The sequence below is a fragment of the Vibrio sp. 9-16B-A1 genome, from assembly GCF_056726165.1.
On record NZ_JBSDZD010000005.1, the window covers coordinates 325814 to 347183 of the forward strand.

15 protein-coding genes are annotated in these 21370 nt (G+C 53.8%); 4 read left to right on the forward strand and 11 right to left on the reverse strand.

What is annotated here, in order from left to right:
- The first annotated feature begins 746 nt into the window (after nt 1-746).
- Entirely contained in the window at nt 747-3149 is a 2403-nt protein-coding gene (locus ACVB80_RS11005; RefSeq protein ID WP_481081340.1) for a beta-mannosidase, read from the forward strand.
- Nucleotides 3150-3234: 85 nt separating this feature from the next.
- Here ACVB80_RS11005 and ACVB80_RS11010 read toward each other — a convergent pair whose 3' ends face one another.
- Entirely contained in the window at nt 3235-4800 is a 1566-nt protein-coding gene (locus ACVB80_RS11010; protein WP_481081341.1) for an ABC-F family ATP-binding cassette domain-containing protein, read from the reverse strand.
- A 326-nt stretch (nt 4801-5126) separates the two neighbouring features.
- Here ACVB80_RS11010 and ACVB80_RS11015 point away from each other — a divergent pair, with 326 nt between their 5' ends.
- A complete protein-coding gene (locus ACVB80_RS11015) occupies nt 5127-5648 on the forward strand; it encodes a hypothetical protein (protein ID WP_481081342.1) in 522 nt (173 codons plus the stop codon).
- Here the strand turns inward: ACVB80_RS11015 and ACVB80_RS11020 are convergent.
- From ACVB80_RS11020 to ACVB80_RS11035, 4 genes are all read right to left on the reverse strand, one after another.
- Nucleotides 5636-6676, reverse strand: a complete 1041-nt coding sequence (locus ACVB80_RS11020) for a GGDEF domain-containing protein (RefSeq protein ID WP_481081343.1) — start codon at nt 6674-6676, stop codon at nt 5636-5638. The genes ACVB80_RS11015 and ACVB80_RS11020 overlap by 13 nt on opposite strands.
- A 280-nt stretch (nt 6677-6956) precedes the next feature.
- On the reverse strand, nt 6957-7496 hold the full coding sequence (locus ACVB80_RS11025) for an N-acetyltransferase family protein (RefSeq protein WP_481081344.1): 540 nt from the start codon (nt 7494-7496) through the stop codon (nt 6957-6959).
- Between the two features lie 145 nt (nt 7497-7641).
- Nucleotides 7642-8256: a LysE family translocator gene (locus ACVB80_RS11030; protein WP_481081345.1), complete on the reverse strand. Its 615-nt coding sequence runs from the start codon at nt 8254-8256 to the stop codon at nt 7642-7644.
- Between the two features lie 83 nt (nt 8257-8339).
- Entirely contained in the window at nt 8340-9257 is a 918-nt protein-coding gene (locus ACVB80_RS11035; protein WP_481081346.1) for a LysR family transcriptional regulator, read from the reverse strand.
- 190 nt (nt 9258-9447) lie between these two features.
- Here ACVB80_RS11035 and ACVB80_RS11040 point away from each other — a divergent pair, with 190 nt between their 5' ends.
- A complete protein-coding gene (locus ACVB80_RS11040; protein ID WP_481081347.1) occupies nt 9448-11325 on the forward strand; it encodes a methyl-accepting chemotaxis protein in 1878 nt (625 codons plus the stop codon).
- Nucleotides 11326-11463: 138 nt separating this feature from the next.
- On the opposite strand, the gene codB is transcribed toward ACVB80_RS11040, so the two are convergent.
- The 4 genes from codB to ACVB80_RS11060 form a co-directional block, all read right to left on the reverse strand.
- Nucleotides 11464-12699 (reverse strand): cytosine permease, encoded by a 1236-nt coding sequence (codB, locus tag ACVB80_RS11045; protein ID WP_481081348.1) that lies wholly within the window; start codon nt 12697-12699, stop codon nt 11464-11466.
- Nucleotides 12696-14843 (reverse strand): diguanylate cyclase, encoded by a 2148-nt coding sequence (locus tag ACVB80_RS11050; RefSeq protein WP_481081349.1) that lies wholly within the window; start codon nt 14841-14843, stop codon nt 12696-12698. The genes codB and ACVB80_RS11050 overlap by 4 nt, the downstream gene beginning before the upstream one ends.
- 304 nt (nt 14844-15147) lie before the next feature.
- Entirely contained in the window at nt 15148-17460 is a 2313-nt protein-coding gene (locus ACVB80_RS11055; protein WP_481081350.1) for a methyl-accepting chemotaxis protein, read from the reverse strand.
- Nucleotides 17461-17634: 174 nt separating this feature from the next.
- Nucleotides 17635-19011 carry an alpha-amylase family protein gene (locus ACVB80_RS11060; RefSeq protein WP_481081351.1) on the reverse strand — a complete coding sequence of 459 codons (1377 nt, stop codon included), beginning with the start codon at nt 19009-19011 and terminating at the stop codon, nt 17635-17637.
- A 283-nt stretch (nt 19012-19294) separates the two neighbouring features.
- Here ACVB80_RS11060 and ACVB80_RS11065 point away from each other — a divergent pair, with 283 nt between their 5' ends.
- Nucleotides 19295-19702: a hypothetical protein gene (locus ACVB80_RS11065; RefSeq protein WP_481081352.1), complete on the forward strand. Its 408-nt coding sequence runs from the start codon at nt 19295-19297 to the stop codon at nt 19700-19702.
- On the opposite strand, the gene ACVB80_RS11070 is transcribed toward ACVB80_RS11065, so the two are convergent.
- Both ACVB80_RS11070 and ACVB80_RS11075 read right to left on the reverse strand, forming a co-directional pair.
- Nucleotides 19699-20160, reverse strand: coding sequence for an RNA-binding S4 domain-containing protein (locus ACVB80_RS11070; RefSeq protein WP_481081353.1), 462 nt, complete (start codon nt 20158-20160; stop codon nt 19699-19701). The two genes, ACVB80_RS11065 and ACVB80_RS11070, sit on opposite strands and share 4 nt — an antisense overlap.
- Before the next feature lie 49 nt (nt 20161-20209).
- The gene (locus ACVB80_RS11075) at nt 20210-21340 is read right to left on the reverse strand and encodes a response regulator (RefSeq protein WP_481081354.1); all 1131 of its coding nucleotides are present in this window, start codon (nt 21338-21340) and stop codon (nt 20210-20212) included.
- Between the last annotated feature and the right edge of the window lie 30 nt (nt 21341-21370).

Consider the following 21370-nt stretch of genomic DNA (forward strand, 5'->3'; position numbering starts at 1 on the left):
AAACATAGTTTTCACATGAGAGGGATTTTGTTAGTTAAATGCTAACGAAAATCTGAACCGTTCTATAAACTACCTCTTCATAATAAGAATCCCTTAAGTTCAGAGAACTGCTGACGCATCACCCGCTCGGCGCGCTGTCTGCAGACCCTGAATCAGGTTCAGGGTGACACTGTAGGTGTGATGACAGGAGTGGTATACGGCAGGCACGTGCTGGCGGATAGTTTTTGCTGTACAGAACCGTGGCCTTATTGAGTTTTCGGATCGCTTTGCGAGATCCCGGGTCAAGCCCGGAATGACCAGTAATTTTGCTTAATTTATTGTAATAAAAAGAATTCGTCGTCCCGGACGCGTTCCACTTAATGTAATCCCACACTCACAGGCAGGCGCGAGCCGGGTTCCCATAACGCGATCTGAGAAGCTGAATGACCACCAGCAACCAAAACGGTCATCCTGAGCAAGCTCCCCATACCCCTCCCCTCTCTAATCAGGTTAAGCGCGACTCAGGATCTTCTTTCAGCGAGGGAGAAGTCACCCCGCGGCAGCGACTGCGCCATAACCGCAGCAACGTTCCATGCCTTATTAAGATTCCGGCTCGCTTTGCGGGATCCCGTATCAGGGCAAGGGATGACAGCAGCTTTGTTACAATTCAACCAGATGCATTTGCTCCCTGCGTGACCAGTTTCACACCCGAACCTGCGTCAGACACTTACTATTCAAAGAGTCCTTTTCCTGTCACAGAGATAACCATGTTTGATATTGATCTGAGCGGAGGCTGGACCTTAACCAGCCCGCAGCATCCCGGAATTTCCGTCCCTATGCCACTGCCTGGCGACAACCACTCCGCGCTGGTGAAAGCCGGTGTCCTGGAGGACCCTTACTACGCCTGCAATGAATCCAGAGTACAGTGGGTGGGTGAATGTGAATGGTACCTGAGCCGCGTGTTTGAGCTGAGCCAGGAGCAGCTTGAGTATGACACCATAGTGATGGAGCTTGGCCGGGTAGATACCCTGGCGGCCCTGTTTATCAACAATCAGCCGATTTTTGAATGTGACAACATGTTCCGCCACTACCAGGTGGATCTCAAACCCTGGCTGACTGAAGGTGAAAACCACATCCAGTTCCGTTTTGCCCCGGTAGCCCCTGAAGCGCAGGCCCGGGCTGACCGGCTGCCTTTCCCCATTCCGTGGGCCAAAGGCAATAACCAGATCCCGCACATGAATACCATCCGCAAGGCCCAGTGCCACGCAGGCTGGGACTGGGGGATCTGCCTTGCGGTCTGCGGCATCTACGAACCAACCGGGCTGATACTGACCAGCAAACCCCGCATTGAACGCCTGACCACAGAGCAGCACTGGAAAAATGACGGCAGCGTGGAAGTCGAGGTTATCATTCACCACCCTCCGGTAGCCGGTGAAACGCTGGAAGTCAGCCTTGATCAGCGCACGCAGAGCTGCGAAACCAGTGCCAGTGGGATCACCCGGGTGTGGTTTAAAGAAGAGAAACCAAAACTGTGGTGGCCGGCCGGCTATGGTGATCAGCCACTGTATGAACTGACCGCCTCTCTGGGCGACAGCAGTGTCAGCAAAAAACTCGGCCTGCGTGAACTCAGGCTCGATACCACCGCTGATGATACCGGCAGCGCCATGACTTTTGTGGTCAACGGCTTCCCGGTCACCGCCAAAGGAGCAAACTGGATCCCAATGGATGCCATGCCCGGTCTGGAAAGCCCGGCCCGCTACCGGCGTCTGCTGGAAGATGCCAGAGCCGCTAACATGAACATGATCCGCGTCTGGGGTGGCGGGCAATACGAAGCCGATGTTTTCTATCAGCTGTGTGATGAGCTGGGCCTGATGGTCTGGCAGGACATGATGTTTGCCTGTTCCCTCTACCCGTCCACACCAGAATTTATCGCCGGGGTGGAGCCGGAGATCCGTGACCAGATCCGCCGCCTGCGTGACCACCCCAGCATCGCCCTGTGGTGCGGGGATAACGAAGTCATTGGCGCGATTGGCTGGTATCCCGAATCGCGCAACGCAAAAGAGAAGTACACGGTCAACTACGACCGTCTCAACCGCAGGCTGGGTGAAATCATCGCCGAAGAAGATCCGTCACGGCGCTTCTGGGCCAGCTCGCCATGCAATGGTGAACTCGACTTTGGGGATGCCTGGCACGATGACAACAAAGGCGACATGCACTTCTGGGACGTCTGGCACTCCGGCGCGGCTTTCAGTGCTTATGAGAAAGTGCGTCCGCGTTTCTGCTCAGAGTTTGGCTTTCAGTCCTGGCCGTCACTGGCCGAGGTAAAGCGCTTTGTCCCTGAGGAGGAATGGAACATTACCTCCCCGACATTTGAAACCCACCAGAAAAACGCCCGTGGTAACAGCATCATCACTGAGATGTTTACCCGCTATTTCCGCTTCCCGTCCGGATTTGAGCAGATGCTGTATCTCAGCCAGGTTCAGCAGGCGATCGCGATCAAAACCGGTTGTGATCACTGGCGGGCCAGCTCGCCGGTGTGCCGTGGCATGCTTTACTGGCAGCTCAACGACAACTGGCCGGTAGCCTCCTGGTCGGGCATTGAATACAGCGGACGCTGGAAGCAGCTCCATTACCACGCCAGACGCTTCTTCGCCCCTGTGTACGCCCCGTTTCGCGAAACGGAGCAGGAGATCATGCTGCACCTGCTTAATGAGCAGCGTGAAGCCGTTACCGTACAGGGAAGGCTGCTGTGGCTCGACTGGCAGGGTAACCTGATCCATCAGTGGGAGCTTGACGGGGAAATCCAGTCCGATGGCAACAAACAGTGGTGGAGCATGGATAAATCGGTCTGGGCCGAGCGCGCCACCGAAGGATTCCTCTATGTGCAGCTATCCAGCCCGGCAGGCGTGATCGAAAACACCTGGTTTGAAACACCAGAGCTCAAAAAGCTGCCGATGGCCAAAGCCAGTGTGCAGCACAGGGTAAGCGGACGCACCATCACCCTGACCACCGATACCCCGGCGTTCTTTGTTCACCTTGAGTGCGATGCCGCCGGCCACTTCAGCGATTCCAGCTTCACCCTGCTTCCGGGTGAGCAAAAGCAGATTGAGTATCTGGGGGATGATCCGGCGGCGCTGGAGAGCCTGAGGGTTTATCATTTGATGGAGTGACAGAAAGCGAGATACCAGAGGCGAGAGGCGGGAACAGTACCCGCCTTTCACCCCTGAATCTCGTCACTCGCCTCTTAATATCCCGTCACTGCAACTGATAGTAATTGCTCACTCCGGACTGTTGAACAAACTCCGGGTCGTGGCTTACCAGCAGGAAGGGGCCGCGGTAACCGGCCAGGGCGGTGGCCAGCATTTCCCTGGAGTCCAGGTCGAGGTGATTGTCCGGTTCATCGAGCAGAAGCAGGGGCTGCTGTGGCTGATGGGTGACGATAAGCATCGCCAGTTTCATCTTCTCCCCACCGCTCAGATCCGCCGCTTTACGCCACACATTGTCCCGGCGAAAGCCGATCCCGGCCAGCAGGGTACGGATGTCGCTGTGACTAAGGTGAGAGCAATAGTGCTCCAGGTTTTCAGCCAGTGACAGAGCCGGTTTGACCAGCCCGAAATGCTGATCCAGATAGCAGACCGGCACACGCAGACTGAGCTCTCCTTCCGTCAGTTCCAGCCCGCCGGTCAGCACTTTCATCAGGGTAGATTTACCCGAACCATTGGCACCGCGCAGCTCCGTTTTCCCACTCACACACAGGTTAACAGCCTGCCCGGAACCAAAAGGCAGCCTGGCGTTGACCAGTCTTACTGCATAGCCGGTTGCAGATGATTCACTTTCCAGGTGCAGTTTCTGCGCCCGGATCTGCTCACTTCGCTCCGCCAGCTTATCTGCTTTGGCCTGAAGCTTCTCCCGCCGGCCACCGTCATTCTTCAGTCTGGATGATACGGCAGCAGTCGCCTTGCTCCTCATCCCGTTAAGCAGGATCTTAGGCTGACTGCCTGAACGCCGGATCCGCATACCCTGTGCGGCACGCTGGTCCGCTTTTTCCTGATTACGCTGCGCCTGAACCTCAAGCTGACGAAGCTGACTGCTCACCGCCTGTTGCTGGCGCGCTACTGCCGCCTCTTCAGCCAGTTTGGTCTGGCGGTAATCGTGATAGTTTCCACCATAGATACGCAGTCCCAGTGTACTAATCTCCCAGATCTGCTCCATTTCAGAGAGCAGCTGACGGTCATGACTGACCACCAGCACCTGACCGGAATAAGTCAGGAGTTGCTCACTCAGCCAGGCCCTTCCGGAAGCGTCCATGTGATTAGATGGCTCATCAAGCACCAGCAGATCCGGCTGCTGCTCAAACAGCCTCCAGAGTCTCAGCCTGGCCTGCTGACCACCGCTGAACTGACGGCACGGCATATCCGGGCGGGCTGGCACACCAATGGCCTCCAGTTGAGAACACAGCGAATCACGCAGCTCCCACTGCCCTTCTGCCAGCTCAAACAGCGCCTCACTGCACTCTCCCTGCTCAATACGCGCAAGCGCATCAAGTACCAGGTCAATCCCGAGAAACTGAGCGACGGTTCCGCGATACATGCTGGTGTGCTCAGGCTGCTGTGAGAAATAGCCGATGCTGCCTGCAAAACTGACACTGCCCGAAGTTGACTTACATCGACCGGCAATAAGCGCGGCCAGCACAGATTTACCCGCGCCATTGCGACCCACCAGCCCGGTGCGCTGCGCGCTAAGGCTGAAATTCAGATCTGAGAAAAGCCGATCACCATCAGCGAATGTCCAGCCCAGCTGGCTGGCGATAAGATTTGGCATATTGCCTCCTGTTTTCAGGGGCAACGGACGCAGAGAAATACAACAGAATCAGCCTGATGAGGCCAAAAAGACACACTTATATAAGTAAGCAGGAACACTGCGCCCACTAACCCTGACGATCCAGTTAATACAAAAAATAAACTCAATGGATTTCAGGGATTAGTTGTTCATTCAGGCGCAGCTCCGAAAAGAAATGATGGGCCAAGACTAATCAGGGATGGTTAAAAAAGCAACCGCAAAGTTCACAGATTTCTGCCTCCGGCTTAATGGCAATTTACTCAATATGACTTATTCTCAGGGTATCGGGATCAGGTGGAGAAAAAATTGTGGAACTGCAAAATGAGCTGAGTCAATGGAATGGCGAGTCCACCGACCCGCTGAGAATGGCATACCAGGAGCATCACTTTGAGCCCGGTTTTATCGCCGAGGTACTGAACTTCTGCCACGCTCCAGAGCTGCAAACCAGCGCCACCTGGCTTATCAAATATCACCTTGAACACGAAGAGCAGCTGACCGATGAAGAGATGCACCAGCTCTACCGGATCATACCCGATCTTGAAGAGTGGGAAGCCAAAATGCACTTTTTACAGATCATTCCCTATGTGCCGGTAAACGATCAGGAGAAGGTTCCGGTTGAGCAGTTTATTCGTGAATGTCTGGCTGACCGTAACAAATTCCTGCGCGCATGGGCTTACAACGCGCTGTTTGTGCTGAGCCAACAGCACTCAGAGTATGTGGTAGACGTGAAAAAACTGTTCAGACTGGCACTGAAAAAGGAAGCGCCATCGATCAAAACCCGGATCAAAAATATCCTGCAGCAATATCATCTGGACAATCAGACCCCGTAAGCAACCTGATTACGCCCGGCATCTTTGGCACTGTACAGCAGCTCATCGGCGGTTTTAAACATCTCATCCAGCTGCAACCCGTCCTGACCGTACTCAGCCAGGCCAATGCTCGCAGAAAGTGAAATCCTGTGCTCGCCTACTTTGAATGTATGGCGGGAAAGATCTTTACGGACGTGTTCTGCCACCGCTCTGGCAATGTGCCTTTCGGTATAGGGCAACAGAACGCAAAACTCTTCGCCGCCTACACGGAATACCTGATCAGACACCCGCACTGAATCTCTCAGTTGATTAGCTACCTGCTTAAGTACCAGGTCACCAATATCATGCCCATAGCGATCATTCACCGCTTTAAAGAAATCGAGATCCACCACCAGCATAGAAAACACATCGGTTTTTCGCCGGTGCTGGCTGACCATTTTCTCAAAGTTAAGCGCGAGACTGAGGCGGTTATCCAATTGGGTAAGCGGGTCAAGAATGGCCAGCGAGGTAAGCTGCTGCTCATTGTACTCCCGGTGTTTTTCATAGGTATGAGCGATAGCCCAGATCGCCAGCAGACAAACCCCGACATTCAGGGTGGAACGCAGCAGGGACATGTCCCCGTGCAGATACACCGACCAGGTATACACAGCTATCCCGACCGGGATTAAAAACAAATTAAGCTTAAACCCCCATTCACGCCCCAAAAGCAGATAAGCGCAGGTCGGACAGATAAACAGCCAGGCATACAGGGTCACCGATCCCGGGGCGAGGAAAATCGCCGTCAGTACAATCGCATTAAGAAGGATGATGTATATGGCTGAGTGACTTATATGGTGACGTTTTATCTCAGCGTAGCAATAGACATAAGCCGAATAAACAGCAAAAGAAAGCTCCAGCAGACCCAGCAGGGATTGCTTAAGCAGAAGAAGATTGATCGTTCCATAGATCAACGCGACGATGAGCAAAATAAAGCTCATCCATTTTAGTACCTGGACCCGAAACAGCTGAGATCGGTCAAGCCACTGTAAATCGATCTCTAATTTTTGCATTTTTATAGTTACCAACGGTGACGCTACGCAATCAGTGGCAGTTTGGAATACATTTCACACTTCAACAACTTTTATACAACTTATATGTCTCATAAATTGATCCAGGTAGAACTTTGTCGGGTTTGGGCAAGAAAATGAGCTTCAGAGCAAACAACCCAGGCTGCTGGCAAACAAAGGATTATGCCAGAAAGAACGGCAACAGAAGAAATGACTGCCGAATATATAAAAAGAGCTGAAACAAAATGTCCCAGCCCTTGAAAAGTAAACTTTTATTATCTGATCAGACGAGTTCCTGAGCTTTTAACAACAGGTTTTGCGGTGATTCCCAGGTGATCACCGACTCTTTCACCCGCCTGCCACAGGGTGAATCCCAGTCACGCAGCCCCAGTTCCTCTCCGCCCAGTTGCTGATAGAACTCTCTTGCAGGAGTGTTATCTTCCAGCACCTCAAGGTAGAGACCAAATCCGGAGAAGTACTTCTCCGCCCACTGAGCGGCTTCGAGCATCAGCCGGGTACCCAAACCTTGTCCCTGATGAGCTGCATCGATATGAAGATTATCGATGATGGTGCCATGTTCAAAGTTATGGTTTCCATAAACACAAATAAAACCACACAGCTTATCCTGCTCTTCAGCGAGCAGCACCAGTTGGTTAAAGGCGGGATTAGTCAGGCGGGTCTGCCAGATAACCATACGGTCATCTTCGGCGTAGTCATCTAAATAGGCATCCGTCACCATTCCACGATAGTGCCGCTGCCAGTTGCTGGCGTGTAATTTTGCAATCCGTGCATAATCGCCATATTCGGCTTCTCTGATCTTCACTTGCTTCCTCCCTGAGCAACATCAGTCTACAGTAAAGCAAAACAGGCGGCCCGATGCACGTTTTTTGTTCAGAATCACCATAAATTCAGCCTTTACCCCTGATTTACTGCTACCAGGGGCATAAAAAAACTGATTTTGTCTGGCTCTAAACCGAAAACACAACCCGGGCAGCCAGTGCCAGAAGCAGGGCACCACTGATACGGTCAATAAGCACGGCACGGCTGCGGATCCTGTCCACCACTTTCGGGGCAGACAACAACAGAGTGATCAGGGTGTACCACAGTCCGTCAATCAGGAAAGGAGTAAAGACTATCAGCAGCTTTCCGGTCAGCGTTGTTTCATGCCCGACAAACTGGCTGAACAGGGCAATAAAAAACAGCGCAATCTTGGGGCTGAGCAGAGAAATCAAAAAACCTTCCCGGGCAGCTTTCCAGGCAGACACCTGATGGCCGGCCTGCAAACGTGCGGCCACCCCACCGCGGGCACGCAATGCATTGAGGCCCAGCCAGGCGAGATAACCCGCACCTGCAATAGTGATAGTCCTGAACAACAGAGGAGAGCTTTCAAGCACCACCGCCAGACCCACCATGGTAATGAAGGCATAAATACCAATACCGCAGGCGTGAGCCCAGGCCGTAGCAAAGCCATTTTTTCGCCCTCCGGCCAGGGCGTGTTTGGACACCATCAGTAAACTCGGCCCCGGAGACATAGCCCCAAGCAAACACACTAACGCCAGCGATAACCAAACCGTCAGACTCATAACTCCTCCCAAAATCAGACCGGCTCAGTCTAACAGGCAAGGTTCATTCACTGAAATCAAAGTTAGCGATAACGGCTATGATCTCAGATCATGTGTATCGAGCTGGTATTCCACTGCATTGCTTTTAAGATCTCCTCTCTCAGCCAGCGGTGGCAGGCATCATGATCCTGCTTCGGGTGCCAGATTAGCCAGTAGTAATGCGGCTCGGTTTCAAACGCCAGCGGTCGCCACGTGAGCTCAAACAGTTCACTGAGGTTACGGGCGATATGCTCAGGGCAAAGCATCAGCGCCTCCCCGTGAACAAGGTGATTTACCGCAGCAGCGAAAAACGGCACTTTTATCTGAACGTGGCGCGGAAAACCGGCCCGGGCCATATCCCGCCCAACGCTGCTGTCTTTGTCTCCCCCTCCGGTGACTTTAACGTGAGGATAAGCAGCAAGATCGGCCATCTCTGCCTGCGAAACTGTTACCAGCGGATGAGCAGATGCCATCAGACATACCGGGTGGTCCTGACCAATTTTCTGGCTGGAAAGCCCCTTTGGCGGCTCCGGCAGCATGGTTGAAGCCAGATCCAGCTCATTGCGGCTAAAGTCATCCAGCATCGCGGGCTGCCACAACCGGTAATCAAGCCGGGCTAGCGGCGCGCTCTGGTGCAGATGGGCCATTACACCTGGCATCACGTACTGAGCGACATAATCCGATGAGGCAAAGCGCAGCTCACCACTCCAGCTGCCCGGCTCAAAGCTCTGCTGGCACAGCAGCTTATCGACCTGACCAAACAAGTTATCGAGCTCCAGTTGTAACTGGCTGGCTCTCGGCGTCAGTTGCAGAGTATTGCCATCACGCACCAGAAGCGGGTCCCCAAACAGCTCACGGCACTGAGCCAGCTGACGGCTCATCGCAGACTGGGTGATATGCAGGCGCGCCGCCGCCCGGCTGACGTGCCCTTCCTGCAGCAGAATATAAATCGCCCGAAGCAGATTCAGGTTTACATTTTCCATTCACACCTCATGTTTTTATAAAACAAATCAGTCACGTACCAGGTACCTGTTCTATACTTATTTATAACTCAGTTAGGCTGTGGAACCGTGGCGACCTGAAATAACAACTATTTTCAGCAGGTCACGCCGATATGTTCCATAATTTATGATAAATCAGTCAACAAAAAGCCAACGACGTTAAGGGAACAACATGAAATTTCGCCATAAAATTGTCGCTGCCTCTTCTGCCCTGCTGGTCCTTATCCTGGCACTGCTGACCACTCAGCAATACTTTGCCATGAAAGGTGAGCTGGAAAGACAAATCACCACCAGTGTAAATGAAATCGTCGACGGGGTGCGAAACACCGTTGCCGCTGATATCAAAGCCAAAAAAGACGTTGCCCAGTACGCAACGGACCTGATGGAGGACGCGCTTGCCCGTGGTGAACGCGACCGCATCGAAGGCATCATGAGTCAGAAAGTAATTAAGGAACTCTTCCTGCTCGCCGGTCTTGGTTTTGAAAGCGATGGCTCAAACATCAACAACGACCCGGGCTGGGATCCGGGTCCGACCTGGGATCCGCGTAAACGCCCATGGTACATCGACGCCAAAAACGCTGGCAGGCTGATCATTACCGCTCCTTATGCCGACTCCGCTACCGGAGAAATCCTGGTCTCTATCGCCCTGCCGGTTCGCGATAACAACCAGTTCGGCGGCGCGATCTTCTATGATGTCAGCCTGGCGAGCCTGGCGTCGATCGTGAACAAGGTAAACCTGTTTGATGCGGGCTTCCTGTTTATCGTCGCCGGTGACGGCACCATCATCGCCCACCCGAACAAAGAGCTCAATGGTAAGCAAATGAGTGAATTCCTGCCGGGCGTTAACATCCAGGAAGAACCGCAGGATGTTCAGCTCAACGGCCAGGAATACACCACCGACTTCTCGAAGGTACCGGGTGAAGACTGGCACGTGGGCGTAATGCTGGATGAAAGCATCGCTTACGCCGCTGTAGATGACCTGCGCAACAGCTCAATTATTTACGCCATTATTGCGTTAGTGGTTTCCGTTGTCGCCCTGCTGGTACTGATCCAGACCCTGATGGCACCACTGCAAACCCTCAACGAAGCGATCAAAGACGTTGCCTCCGGCCAGGGTGACCTAACCAAACGTCTCGATACCAAAACTGACCCTGAGTTTGCCGAGCTGGCTGACGGGTTTAACAAGTTTGCTGAAACCCTTCAGGAACGTATCAGCCGTACCAAAGAGCTGAGCCAGTCCATTATGGGAATTACCGAGCAAACAGCGGAAGACGCCAAACACTCTGCCAGCGCCATGGCGACGCAGATGCAGGAGCTGGAACAGCTGGCTACCGCGATGAACGAAATGGCGACTACCTCGTCCGATGTAGCAGGTAACGCCCAGGGCGCGGCAAGCGCAGCGAAAGAAGCCGATACCGCCACCCAGGACGGCAGCCGTGTGTTCAACCATACCACCCAGGCGATCAGCGACCTCTCCACCAGCATTGATACCGCTGTTGAGCAGGTGAAACAGCTGGAAGACGCTACCGACAATATCGAAACCATCCTGAAAGTGATCAACGATATTGCCGACCAAACCAACCTGCTGGCCCTGAATGCCGCCATCGAGGCTGCGCGGGCCGGTGAGTCCGGACGTGGTTTCGCCGTGGTCGCCGATGAGGTCCGTACCCTGGCGCAGCGTACCCAGGAATCGACCACCGAAATCCGCTCCATGATCGAGCAGCTGCAATCCGGTGCTTCCGCCGTTGCCAGCGCAATGGGTCAGAGCAAGGAAACCGCAGACGATACCGTGGTTAAAGCGGAAGAAGCCCACCAGGCACTGGAAGTGATCAGCAATGCGATTCGTCAGATCAACGACATGAACATCCAGATCGCCTCTGCCGCGGAAGAGCAGAGCCTGGTAGCCGAAGAGATCAACAACAACACCATCAACATTAAAGACCTGTCTGTACAGGTTGCCGACTCTGCCGACAAGACAGACCAGGCCATGCAGCAGCAGCTGGAGAATGTACGCGATCAGGACGATGTGATGAGTAAGTTTATTGTTTAAACCCACTCAGAAATGAGACGATAAAATGCGCCGGAGACGGCGCATTTTTTTATGCCTGTGCTGCCACCGCTGCCCGGAAGTGTAGTTATTTAATGAGCAGTCACCACAAAAGCCAAACGCTGTCACTACGGGCTGGCATTAATCCTGATGAAGACCCATCAGCGGGCCATAACGCTCCATCAGCCAGTAGCTGACCGAAGCAATCAGCAGGCCGTTGACCGGCACAACGCCCGGAAGCGCAGCGGCGCCACACCAGCCGAACACCACGGCAATCAGCCCGGGCCAGTGAAGGTCTTTTACCGGCTGACTGGCAAAGTCCAGATAGCGGCGGCGGTGCATCAGGTAATCGGTAATGATCACCCCGCCGACCGGCGGGATCGCGAGAGACAAAAAGCTCAGCCAGCCGATAAAGTGGTTGTAGACCCACATCGCGAGCAGGGTTCCGATAATGCCGTTGATCATCGCCATCTGATTGCCCGGCCACTTGGTGATGTTGGCCATCGCCAGCCCGGAAGCGTAAAGAGCGTTATCGTTGGTGGTCCAGATATTCAGGCCCAGGATCACAATCGCCGGGATAAGCAGTCCCTGAGCAAGCATCACATCGAACATATCTGAATAGCCAATACTGCTCTCACCCAGCGCTCCGATCAGAAACATAAAACTGTTGCCTCCCAGGTACGCCAGCAGCGCCAGCAATATGGCCCGCTTTTTTCCCCGGCAGAATCGGGCAAAGTCCGCCGTCAGGGTACCGGCGCTGATAAACGAACCAATCACCAGTGACAGGCCCTGAGCATAACTGAGGGTGGCTGAAGCGTCTTCTGCGGCCTGTGTGACCGATAACAGGGGCTGATCGCGCCATACGTTCCAGACAGAAAATCCGCTCAGCAACAAAATGGCCGGAACCGCGATAGTAGAGAGAAAGATCAGCGCGCTGATCCCAAAATAGGCCGTCACTACCATCAGCAGCCCGGCGATGACGATCAGCAGATTCACATCCAGCCCAATCACCGCGTTCACCGGAATGGCAAACATGGCCACCCCCACGCCAAACCAGCCTATCTGGGTGCCTCCAAGCAGCAGCGATGGTAACCAGGAGCCCCGCGAGCCAAAGGAGAAGTGTGCCAGCAGATGAGTCGAGAGGCCGGTGGAAGCAGCAATATAACCAAGTACCGCGGTATAGAGTCCGAGGATAAGGTTCCCCGCCAGCACCAGGGTAACAAACTGCCAGCCACTGAAACTGCCAAGCAGCACCCCGCCGGCATGCATACTGGCAGAAAAAAAAGTAAATCCCACCAGCACCAGCGCCAGGGACAGGGTGCGTTTTCTGGCGTAGTGAGGGACGGGCCGAAGACTGTAGTTCTCGTCAAAAATCATGACTCTTCTCCGTCCACCGGGCGGTAGTGAGAATAGCCTGTCACCGTATTACGCCCGGCCCGCTTGGACTGATACAAAACCCGGTCTGCCCGCTGGATAAGGTCACTGATGCCAAGCCCCTGATGATACTCCGCCACCCCAAAACTACAGGTCAGACTGCCCGCCTGCTCATGGACAAGAGACTCCACCTGTTCGCGCAGAGTCTCTGCCAGACGCAGCGCCTGATGCTCGTTACGGTTAGGACAGATCAGAAGAAACTCTTCCCCGCCCCAGCGGCCTACCACATTGGCGTTGCTTTCATGGGCGGCAAATACATTCGCAACGTTGATCAGCACCTCATCCCCTATGAGGTGTCCGTGGTGGTCATTAAGGATCTTAAAGTGGTCCACATCCGCCAGCACCACACTGAAAGGCTGCTGACTGAACTGATACTGGGAAAGCTGCTCACCCAGCGCCATATCCAGGGTATAACGGTTATACAGACCGGTCAGACGGTCACGGGTCGAAAGATCTTTAAGCTTGTTGTACTGAGTTCGCAGTATGTAGTAGCTGTACCCAATCGCGCCGATGATCACCAGTGCAATCAGCATCACAGCCCACACCAGCCGCAGATCCGGCTTGGGCCGGTACTCCACAGGAGCCCAGCTGTTCAGAATTGAAGTATGCAGCTTCACATCCATATTGCGAAAGGCCAGATTCATTACCTGCTCCAGCTCAGGTTCGTCATTACGCACGGCGGCACTGATCAGTACCGGCTCACTCAGCTGGCTTGCGACCATCAGATTGGGGAAACGGTGCTGGAGCAGATAGGTCATCCTCGGCAACAGGCCAACGTAACCAAACAGCTGATTGTTTTCGACCTGCGCAAGCCCTGCTTCCGTTCCATCGACTTCAACAAAGTTCACTTTGGGGTACATCCGGCGCAGATCCCGTCCCATTCCTGACTGACGGGCAAAGCCTATCGTCCGGCCGGACAGGGTCGCCAAATCCGCAGCATAAGGATTGTGCTGGTGCACCACGACCGCCATCTGCAGGGACAGATAAGGCTGGGTATAACTGGCATAGCTGTAGCGGTTTTTACGCGCGGTCACCATGGTCAGCATGTCGCAGGCGCGGTTTTTGAGTTTGAACTGCGCCTCGGCCCATGACTGAGATGGAACAAGATGCATCGGGACTGCCAGGCTCTGACTGAGGAAGCTGATGTATTCGCTGCTCATCCCCTGCAGGCTTCCCCCCACCGTGCCCTCGACTGGCATCATATCGTTATGGGAACAAAAGCGTATTTCACCTTTGGCGTTGAGATAATCCCGCTGCTCTTTACTGAGATTGAGCACCTGAACCCGTGGAGAGTCCAGCGAGCGTAACCACTTATTCACCAGCGCATCGAGTTCTTCCGGGTTTACGCTTTGCAGGGCTTTATCGATGATCCCGGCCAGCTCCGGCTTATCCCGGCTGACAGCAACATGGTGATCACGCAAACCAAACTCAGGGTGCGATTCCAGACTCTGCAGGGTAACATTCGCCACCACATAACGGTTAAGGTGGTAGTTAAGCACCCTCTCACTGCCAATAGCTGTGGCAGCTTCGCCATTTTTCACCGCTTCGAGCAGGCGGATACTGTCTTCTACCGGTACCTGTTGTACCAGCGGATACCGGCTGGACAACACGGCTTCTTCCAGTGAGCCACGGATAACCGCCACCCGCTTGCCATTCAACGTTCCGAGATTATCAGCCTCTACCGGCTCCTGGCCTACCACCAGCGCACTCCACGTTGAATACAGTGGCTGTACGCCGTGTATGGTTTGTCCGGCCGCCTGCGGTGAGTTTGCCAGATGAATACTGAGATCGATTTTGTTCTCCGCAAACAACTTTGCGCTGTCACGCCAGCTGTCACTGTCCACCCATGAAATCTGGGCGCCAGCACGCTGAGCCGCAATCGTCAGAAGCTCGACAGCAAAACCTTTGGGTTCACCAAACTCATGGTAGTTATACGGTGGCCAGATAGCCGCGGTATGCACCCGCCAGACCGGGTGACTGCGGACAAACGCTTTCTCCTGCTCAGACAGCAACACCTGCCCGTGCGCCGGCCACAGCGTCAACAGCAGGCCCATCCCCAACAAGACCTTAAACCACTTTGTCAGCATTAAAATACATCGCTCTGTCGTCAAAGCAGCCAGACCACTTTGCCTTTGATTATCGCACTCTGCCCGCCAATACGGGGAAAATGCTGCCAGAAAGCCTCTTACGGACCCGATTTATCAGTTAACACACTGTTTTATGAAAGGACCGGGGAACAAACATCATTCTTACAGGGTTATTAATTTGTGACGTTTATTCCATAAACTAATGATAGTGTATTCAATAGCCGGAGTGAAACAGCAATGACCGACCGGGATCAAAAAAGCGGGCGTTATTTTTTGCCCGCTTTTCAGTGTTTCAGGCACGCCCTCAGTACCTGAACTGTCCCACTTTCTGCTGCAGTTCACCAGACTGGGAAGAAAGCCCATTGGCAATTTCGTCTATCTGATCGGTCTGATTTGAAACCTGCATGGAAGCTTCAGCAATCGTGGTAATACTGGTACTGATGTCTTCTGTCACCGCCGACTGTTCGGTAGCCGCCGTGGCTATCTGAAGGTTCATATCGTTGAGCTCACTGAGCATGGCCACAATTTCACCCAGCATCTCACCGTTAGAGCGGCAGCTTTGCATACCTTTTCCAACCGAATCGTTAGCGTTTGAAATCTCCTCCGCCACCGCCTGGGTTTCCCGTTGCAGGGATTCGATCTTATTACGGATCTCCTCAGTCGAATCCTGGGTACGTCCGGCCAGTGAGCGAACTTCGTCCGCCACCACAGCAAAACCACGCCCCTGTTCACCAGCCCGGGCTGCTTCAATCGCAGCATTGAGTGCCAGCAAATTGGTTTGCTCAGCTATCGACTGGATAACATCAAGCACCTCACCAATAGAACCACTCTCCACCAGCAGACGCTCAATGGCCTGGTTCGCCGACTCCATCTGTCCGGTCAGGCGTTGCATCTCTTCGCCCAGCTCATCACCAACCCGGGCGCTCTGTTCTCCTTTCTGGTTCGCTTCCTGCATGTAATCCGCCGCCTTACTGGCAAACTGAGCCACCTCGGCAACCGAGGCGCTCATCTCATTCACCGCCGTTGCCATCGCATCGGTTTTATTGTGCTGATCATCAACCGCCTGACGGGTTTCCGTCATGCCGGATGCAATCGTCGTACTGGTCTGGCTGACGTGTTCAGAGGTCGATGCCACATCGCGTATGATCGCCTGAAGGCTGGTAAACAGGCCATTCAGGGTACGGGAAAGATCGGCAACTTCATCCCTGCCGCTCTCATCGAGCCTGGCGGTCAGATCGTTCTGATCGCCAATCTGAATGACTTTGTCTATCGCCCCACGGATGGGCCGGACAATACCCGCCCCGACAAAGTACGCACTGACACCCGACAATATCACCAGGATCACACTGCTGATCGCCACGCTGGTAAACACGGCAGAATTGAGAGTTGCCAGATCGGCCATGGCTTCATCCACATCAATTTCGCTCAGCAACCCCCACTCCAGCCCGGCAATATTGAGTGGCGCATGGGCTGAGAGCACCATCACACCGCGGTAATCAGCGACTTTCATCAGCCCGCTCTGGCCCGTGAGCGCCGCATCCCCTGACGGAGTGTTAACCGGCTGACGGCCTATCGCGCTGTCTTTGCTGTCGATCTGACGAACGGTTGCCTCATCGACTCCTCCCGCTTTCAGCGCCTCAAGATACGCGGCTTTGTCTTCCAGCAGGAAGCGGGACTGGCTGCGCAGGCGCTTATCGCTGCCAATCAGATAGGTTTCCCCGCTGTCTCCCAATCCGGCCTGTTTCCAGCGGCCGCCATTGGTCATGATGGTATTGATCGCATCAACCGGCATCTGAAATATCAGCGCGCCGGCACGTTCACCCTGTTTAAATACCGGGGTTGCCATAAACGAAGCCGCCGCTTCGTATGAGGGGTAATAAGGGGCAAAATCGACCAGATAAACCTTTCCTTCAGGGATACTGCGGGTCCTCTCAAACGCCCGGGCCAGGCCACTGCTGCGATAGGGACCGTTCATCAGATTCGTGGCAAAGTCGAGCTCTTTAAACACCGAGTAAACCACATAGCCCTGGTTATCGACGTAGAAAATATCGTAATAGCCAAACTCTTCGAGAAACAGCCGGGTGGCAGGGTGGTACGCCGCATGTACCTGATCATAAACCGTGTTAAGGCTGTCCGCATCGAGCCGGTGCTTTTCACCGAGACCATTAGGATTCACCCCGATATAGCGTGACTGAAGCGCAATACCGGCATCGCTTATCTGAGCAAGGCGGCTGCTTTCAGAAGCACTCTGGCCATTGTTGCCGGCCGAATAGGTCCGGCCAAACTGCGAGCGATAATAGTCACTGAGCTTCTGTCTGTCGCTTTGGGAAACATCACTGACCGGGTAATCATGAAAGGCGTGAGAAAACTGAACCAGGGCATCCTGAGTCGAGTTATTGGCAGCAAGGGTAACCAACTGATGCTCAATAAACGAAAAATAACGCTCTATTTCGTCTTTCTTGGTCTCACGAATCGAAATAAGCTGGCTGGAGGCCCGGGTATAGAGAGCATCTTCAGACAGGGAGGAAGCACGCATGGCAACAAATGCCCCACTGCCAATAACGCCCAAAGTGCAGAGTGATACGCAGGCCAGGATCACTTTAGTTGCAATCTTCATAGTTAACCTCTTGTTCCTTTCTCTGGCAGCCAACCCGTATATGAAATTAATTCTCACTACGAGTTAAACCAAGTCTGGTACAAAAGATTGAAAACAGGCAAGCTTCCGGCGGACAAAAAACCACCGGAAACAGCCTATTTCTTTAAATTACAACGCGTTAAAATGACTTAATTATCAGCGCGCATCATCCGATAGTTTAGTCCGGGTAAGCAACCGGAAGCTTCCGGCGCTGACTGCAACACCTTTTGCGTCTGCCACCACCTCACCCGCGACCATATCCAGCCAGTCTGACCCCTCAACCGGCAGGCGCTTGTCAGCGTCACCTTTGTTGATCAGCAGCATCCCCTGCTCTCCGCGGGCGATCACCAGCAAATCCTTATCGGCATGAAGCACTTCCATCGGCAGACCATGCATCCGGTTATGGAAGGCGATCAGTGCCTGCATACGCGGGCTCTTCCAGCCATCACGCCAGCGTGGCTGACCCAGAGCGTCTTTAATACCGCTGGTATCAAGATCGGCGTAAATCAACGGTACCCCACCATCACGGCCGAGAAGATAAGCCGTTGCCAGCCACTCCTGCTCTTCTTCCATCACTTTGTCCAGAAACACATCGTTGTTGGGGATGTCATGGGTGACAGAAAAGGTAATCGCGCGTGGTTTTGACAGCTCCTGCCCCAGTGAATAAGGGTTGATCAGGGACTCCAGGCTGCCCTTTTTGGAAAACGCATCAAACACCGTACTGAACAGCGGGAAGTCATACGCGCCAAGCCGGGTATGCTCCAGGTATGGCTGAAGGAACAGTTCGTACTCCTCCTCCGTCGCCCCGCCGTCAGTGATGATCTCACCAAAGATATGCAGCCCCTCGGTGATCTCCGGGGTCCAGACTTTGATCAGGTGATCCAGCGTCATGTGCTTGGCAGCATCAATCCGGAAACCCCGCACACCGATCTCTTTCAGTGCCCGCAGGTAGTTCTGCTGCTGCTCCACCACGTGGTCGTTGTCACGCAGGGTCGGCAGGCCCGGGTCATGTGGTCCGGCGCTGATGCGGCCGTTCTGCACTTCCCATTTGTCTTTCCAGTCCTTGATACCGAAGGCCTCAACAAAGTCTTCTTCATCAAACAGCGGCTCACTCAGGTCGCCAAACAGGGTCTGTTTTTTGTAATACGCCGCTTTGTCGCGGTAGCTCTGCATATCACTGTTATTCGGGTATTGCAGATCAAGCCGGATATCCGACTCATTGGCCATGTGGTTAAACACCACATCGGCATACACCCACAGATCGTGCCGGGTCAGTTCCTGCACCATGTGGGTAAAGCTTTCTGTGTTACCGAGCTGATTGTCGATAACGCGGTAATCCTGAGGCTGGTAACGCTGCCACCACTTTGTGCCTTCGTCTGACACCAGAGATTTCATAGGTGGTGAAACCAATACCGATTTATACCCCAAAGAACGAATTGTCGCGGCCTGCTCAGCGATCTGGGCATAAGGCCAGTCAAACGCGTGCAGAATAACATTGCTTTCATTGCAATCGTAAAAGGTCGCTTGTTCCATAACCAGGTTCTCGTTACTTTCCTGCCTGTCATTATAAAAACCCACCCGCCAGTTAACTCCCCCCCTGATAAAAAACTCATGGTGGAAATGCGGGGGCGTAGAAATAATTGGGTACCACAATGTATGGGAGCAGAATGCCCTGCCGATACTCGTGTACGCTAAGTGCATGATATTAACTGCCTGAAGTAAAACAATATATGAAAAACGCACTTTTTCTTGACGTACACCTGTACGCTGAAATAAATTAGCGTACAGGTGTTAGCTGAATGAGAAAAAAATCGGGATGGCAGGAAAAAACTGGGTACTGAGCGGGCAAATTGGCTGGCTGAAACTGCGGATGCACTGCGCAGGGATGAGAGGGCGCGCGGCTCTGGCGCAAAAAGTCACCAGCGGCAAAGACAAACTCGCCCGGCTGGACGCGCGTCTGCTGACGCTCCAGTATCAAAAGCTGATGAGTAAACGACCGCACGGCGGCGATCTGAAAGAGATGATCCGTCAGGAACATCAGGCGCTGCAGCAGGAGCTGACCCGCCTGTACCAGATCCGCCATCAGATGATGGACAGGGTAAGAAAATATGGCCGCACACCGACAGCCATTGAGAAGTTTGACCTCAGCACCCTGCAGCTGCGCCTGAAGCAGAGCCAGATTGAACTGGCCCGCAAGCGCCATCAGTGGCTGAAGCTGAATTAAAACGAGATGCTGCCGCGGCCTGTCGCGGCGTCTTTTTGGCCGGACTCTTTCTTTGTGGCAGGCGCCACCTCAGGTTTGCTTTTTGCAGCAGCTTTTGGTGCCTTCTTCGCTTTGGTTGGTTTAGCCGATTTTGATGCAGGTTTTACTGGCGCAGCTTTCTTCGCTTCAGGTGCCTTCGGCGCTTTCGCTTCCTTCGGCTTGGGTTCGCTGACCGGCGCATCACACACGATCACATAGAACTCCTGATTGAACTCCACTAGGTCCCCATCATAGAGTTTGCACCGCTTGCGGGTTTCCAGCTCGCCATTAACCGCTACATAGCCTTCGCTGATGGCAAACTTGGCTTCACCACCACCGCTGACTGCATTGGCAATCTTCAGCACTTTGTACAGCTCAACCGGCTGACTGTCGACTTCGACCGCCAGCGCTTCAATTTCAATTTCCTGCTCTTCGCTCATTTTGGACTCTCATGGATGAGGGAGCGGCTATTGTAACGGATCCGGAGGGTTAACGGGAGACAGGAAGACGGATCCGCCACACCAGTCCGCGTTCACTGTCGCTGGAGAGCTGAAAACCGCCACTCAGCGGGCGCTGAATGATATTAGCCGTCACGGTAGCGCTCAGCCCGACGTGTCCGGCGCGGCCCCGTTTGGTGGTAAAAAATGGCTTGGTGATCTGAGACAGTACCGCATCATCGGCCCCGCAGCCCTGATCCCAGTAATTGAGCTCCAGCCAGTTATCATGCACCTGCCAGTCCAGATGAATATTCTGATATTCACCATCCGGATAGGCATGGGCCAGGCTGTCACCGATCAGGTTAGTGAACACCAGCGTCAGCAGCTCGGGATCAGTGGCTAATTTGACCGGTTCACTGTCAATTTTGACCATGATGCCCCTTTCCGTCAGTTTGGCATGAAAGTGCCCCAGCACTTTCTCAACCACAGTGACGATATTGAACTCGACGATCTCCAGATCCCGGTCAGAAGCTGAAATCGAGCGGAACATCGACATCATATCGGTGACCCGGTTGAGGTTATTGAGGCTGAGATCCACGCTGTCATGACAAAAATGGATGAAGTCTTTGAGCTTGGCGCTGGTGATCTGCTGGGAGCGGAACTGCTGCTCAAAGTTGAGGATGGTTTCTTTCATATGGGTTGCGGTAAGAATACTGGTGCCCAGCGGGGTATTGATTTCATTCGCCACCCCGACCACCAGGTCGTCCACCAGAGTATCTATTGCCTGGTTGAGCCGGGCGTGATGCCCATGCCCGCCGGTGCCGATCAGTTGCGCTTTCACCCGGGCCAGCACTTCCGCCGGGCGATACGGCTTGCACAGAATATCGCAGCAGCCGGAACGCTGAGCCTGCTCAATCTCACTCACCCCGTCATACGCTGAAGCCAGAATAACCGGCACGTTCTCCGGTACCGGGCGCTGCACCAGCTGACGACACAGCTCAATACCCGTCATCCCAGGCATCTTGATGTCTGAAATCACCAGGTCCGGACGCTGCTTGTCAATAAGCTTGAGTGCGATCTCCGCACTGGTGGCCGCCCGGATGCGATAGCCTGATGACTGCAAAATAGATTGCAGAACCCTGAGATTTTCAGCAACGTCATCGACTATCAGTAACTCAAACATAGGTATCGCCTTACTAATTGATTCTTTATC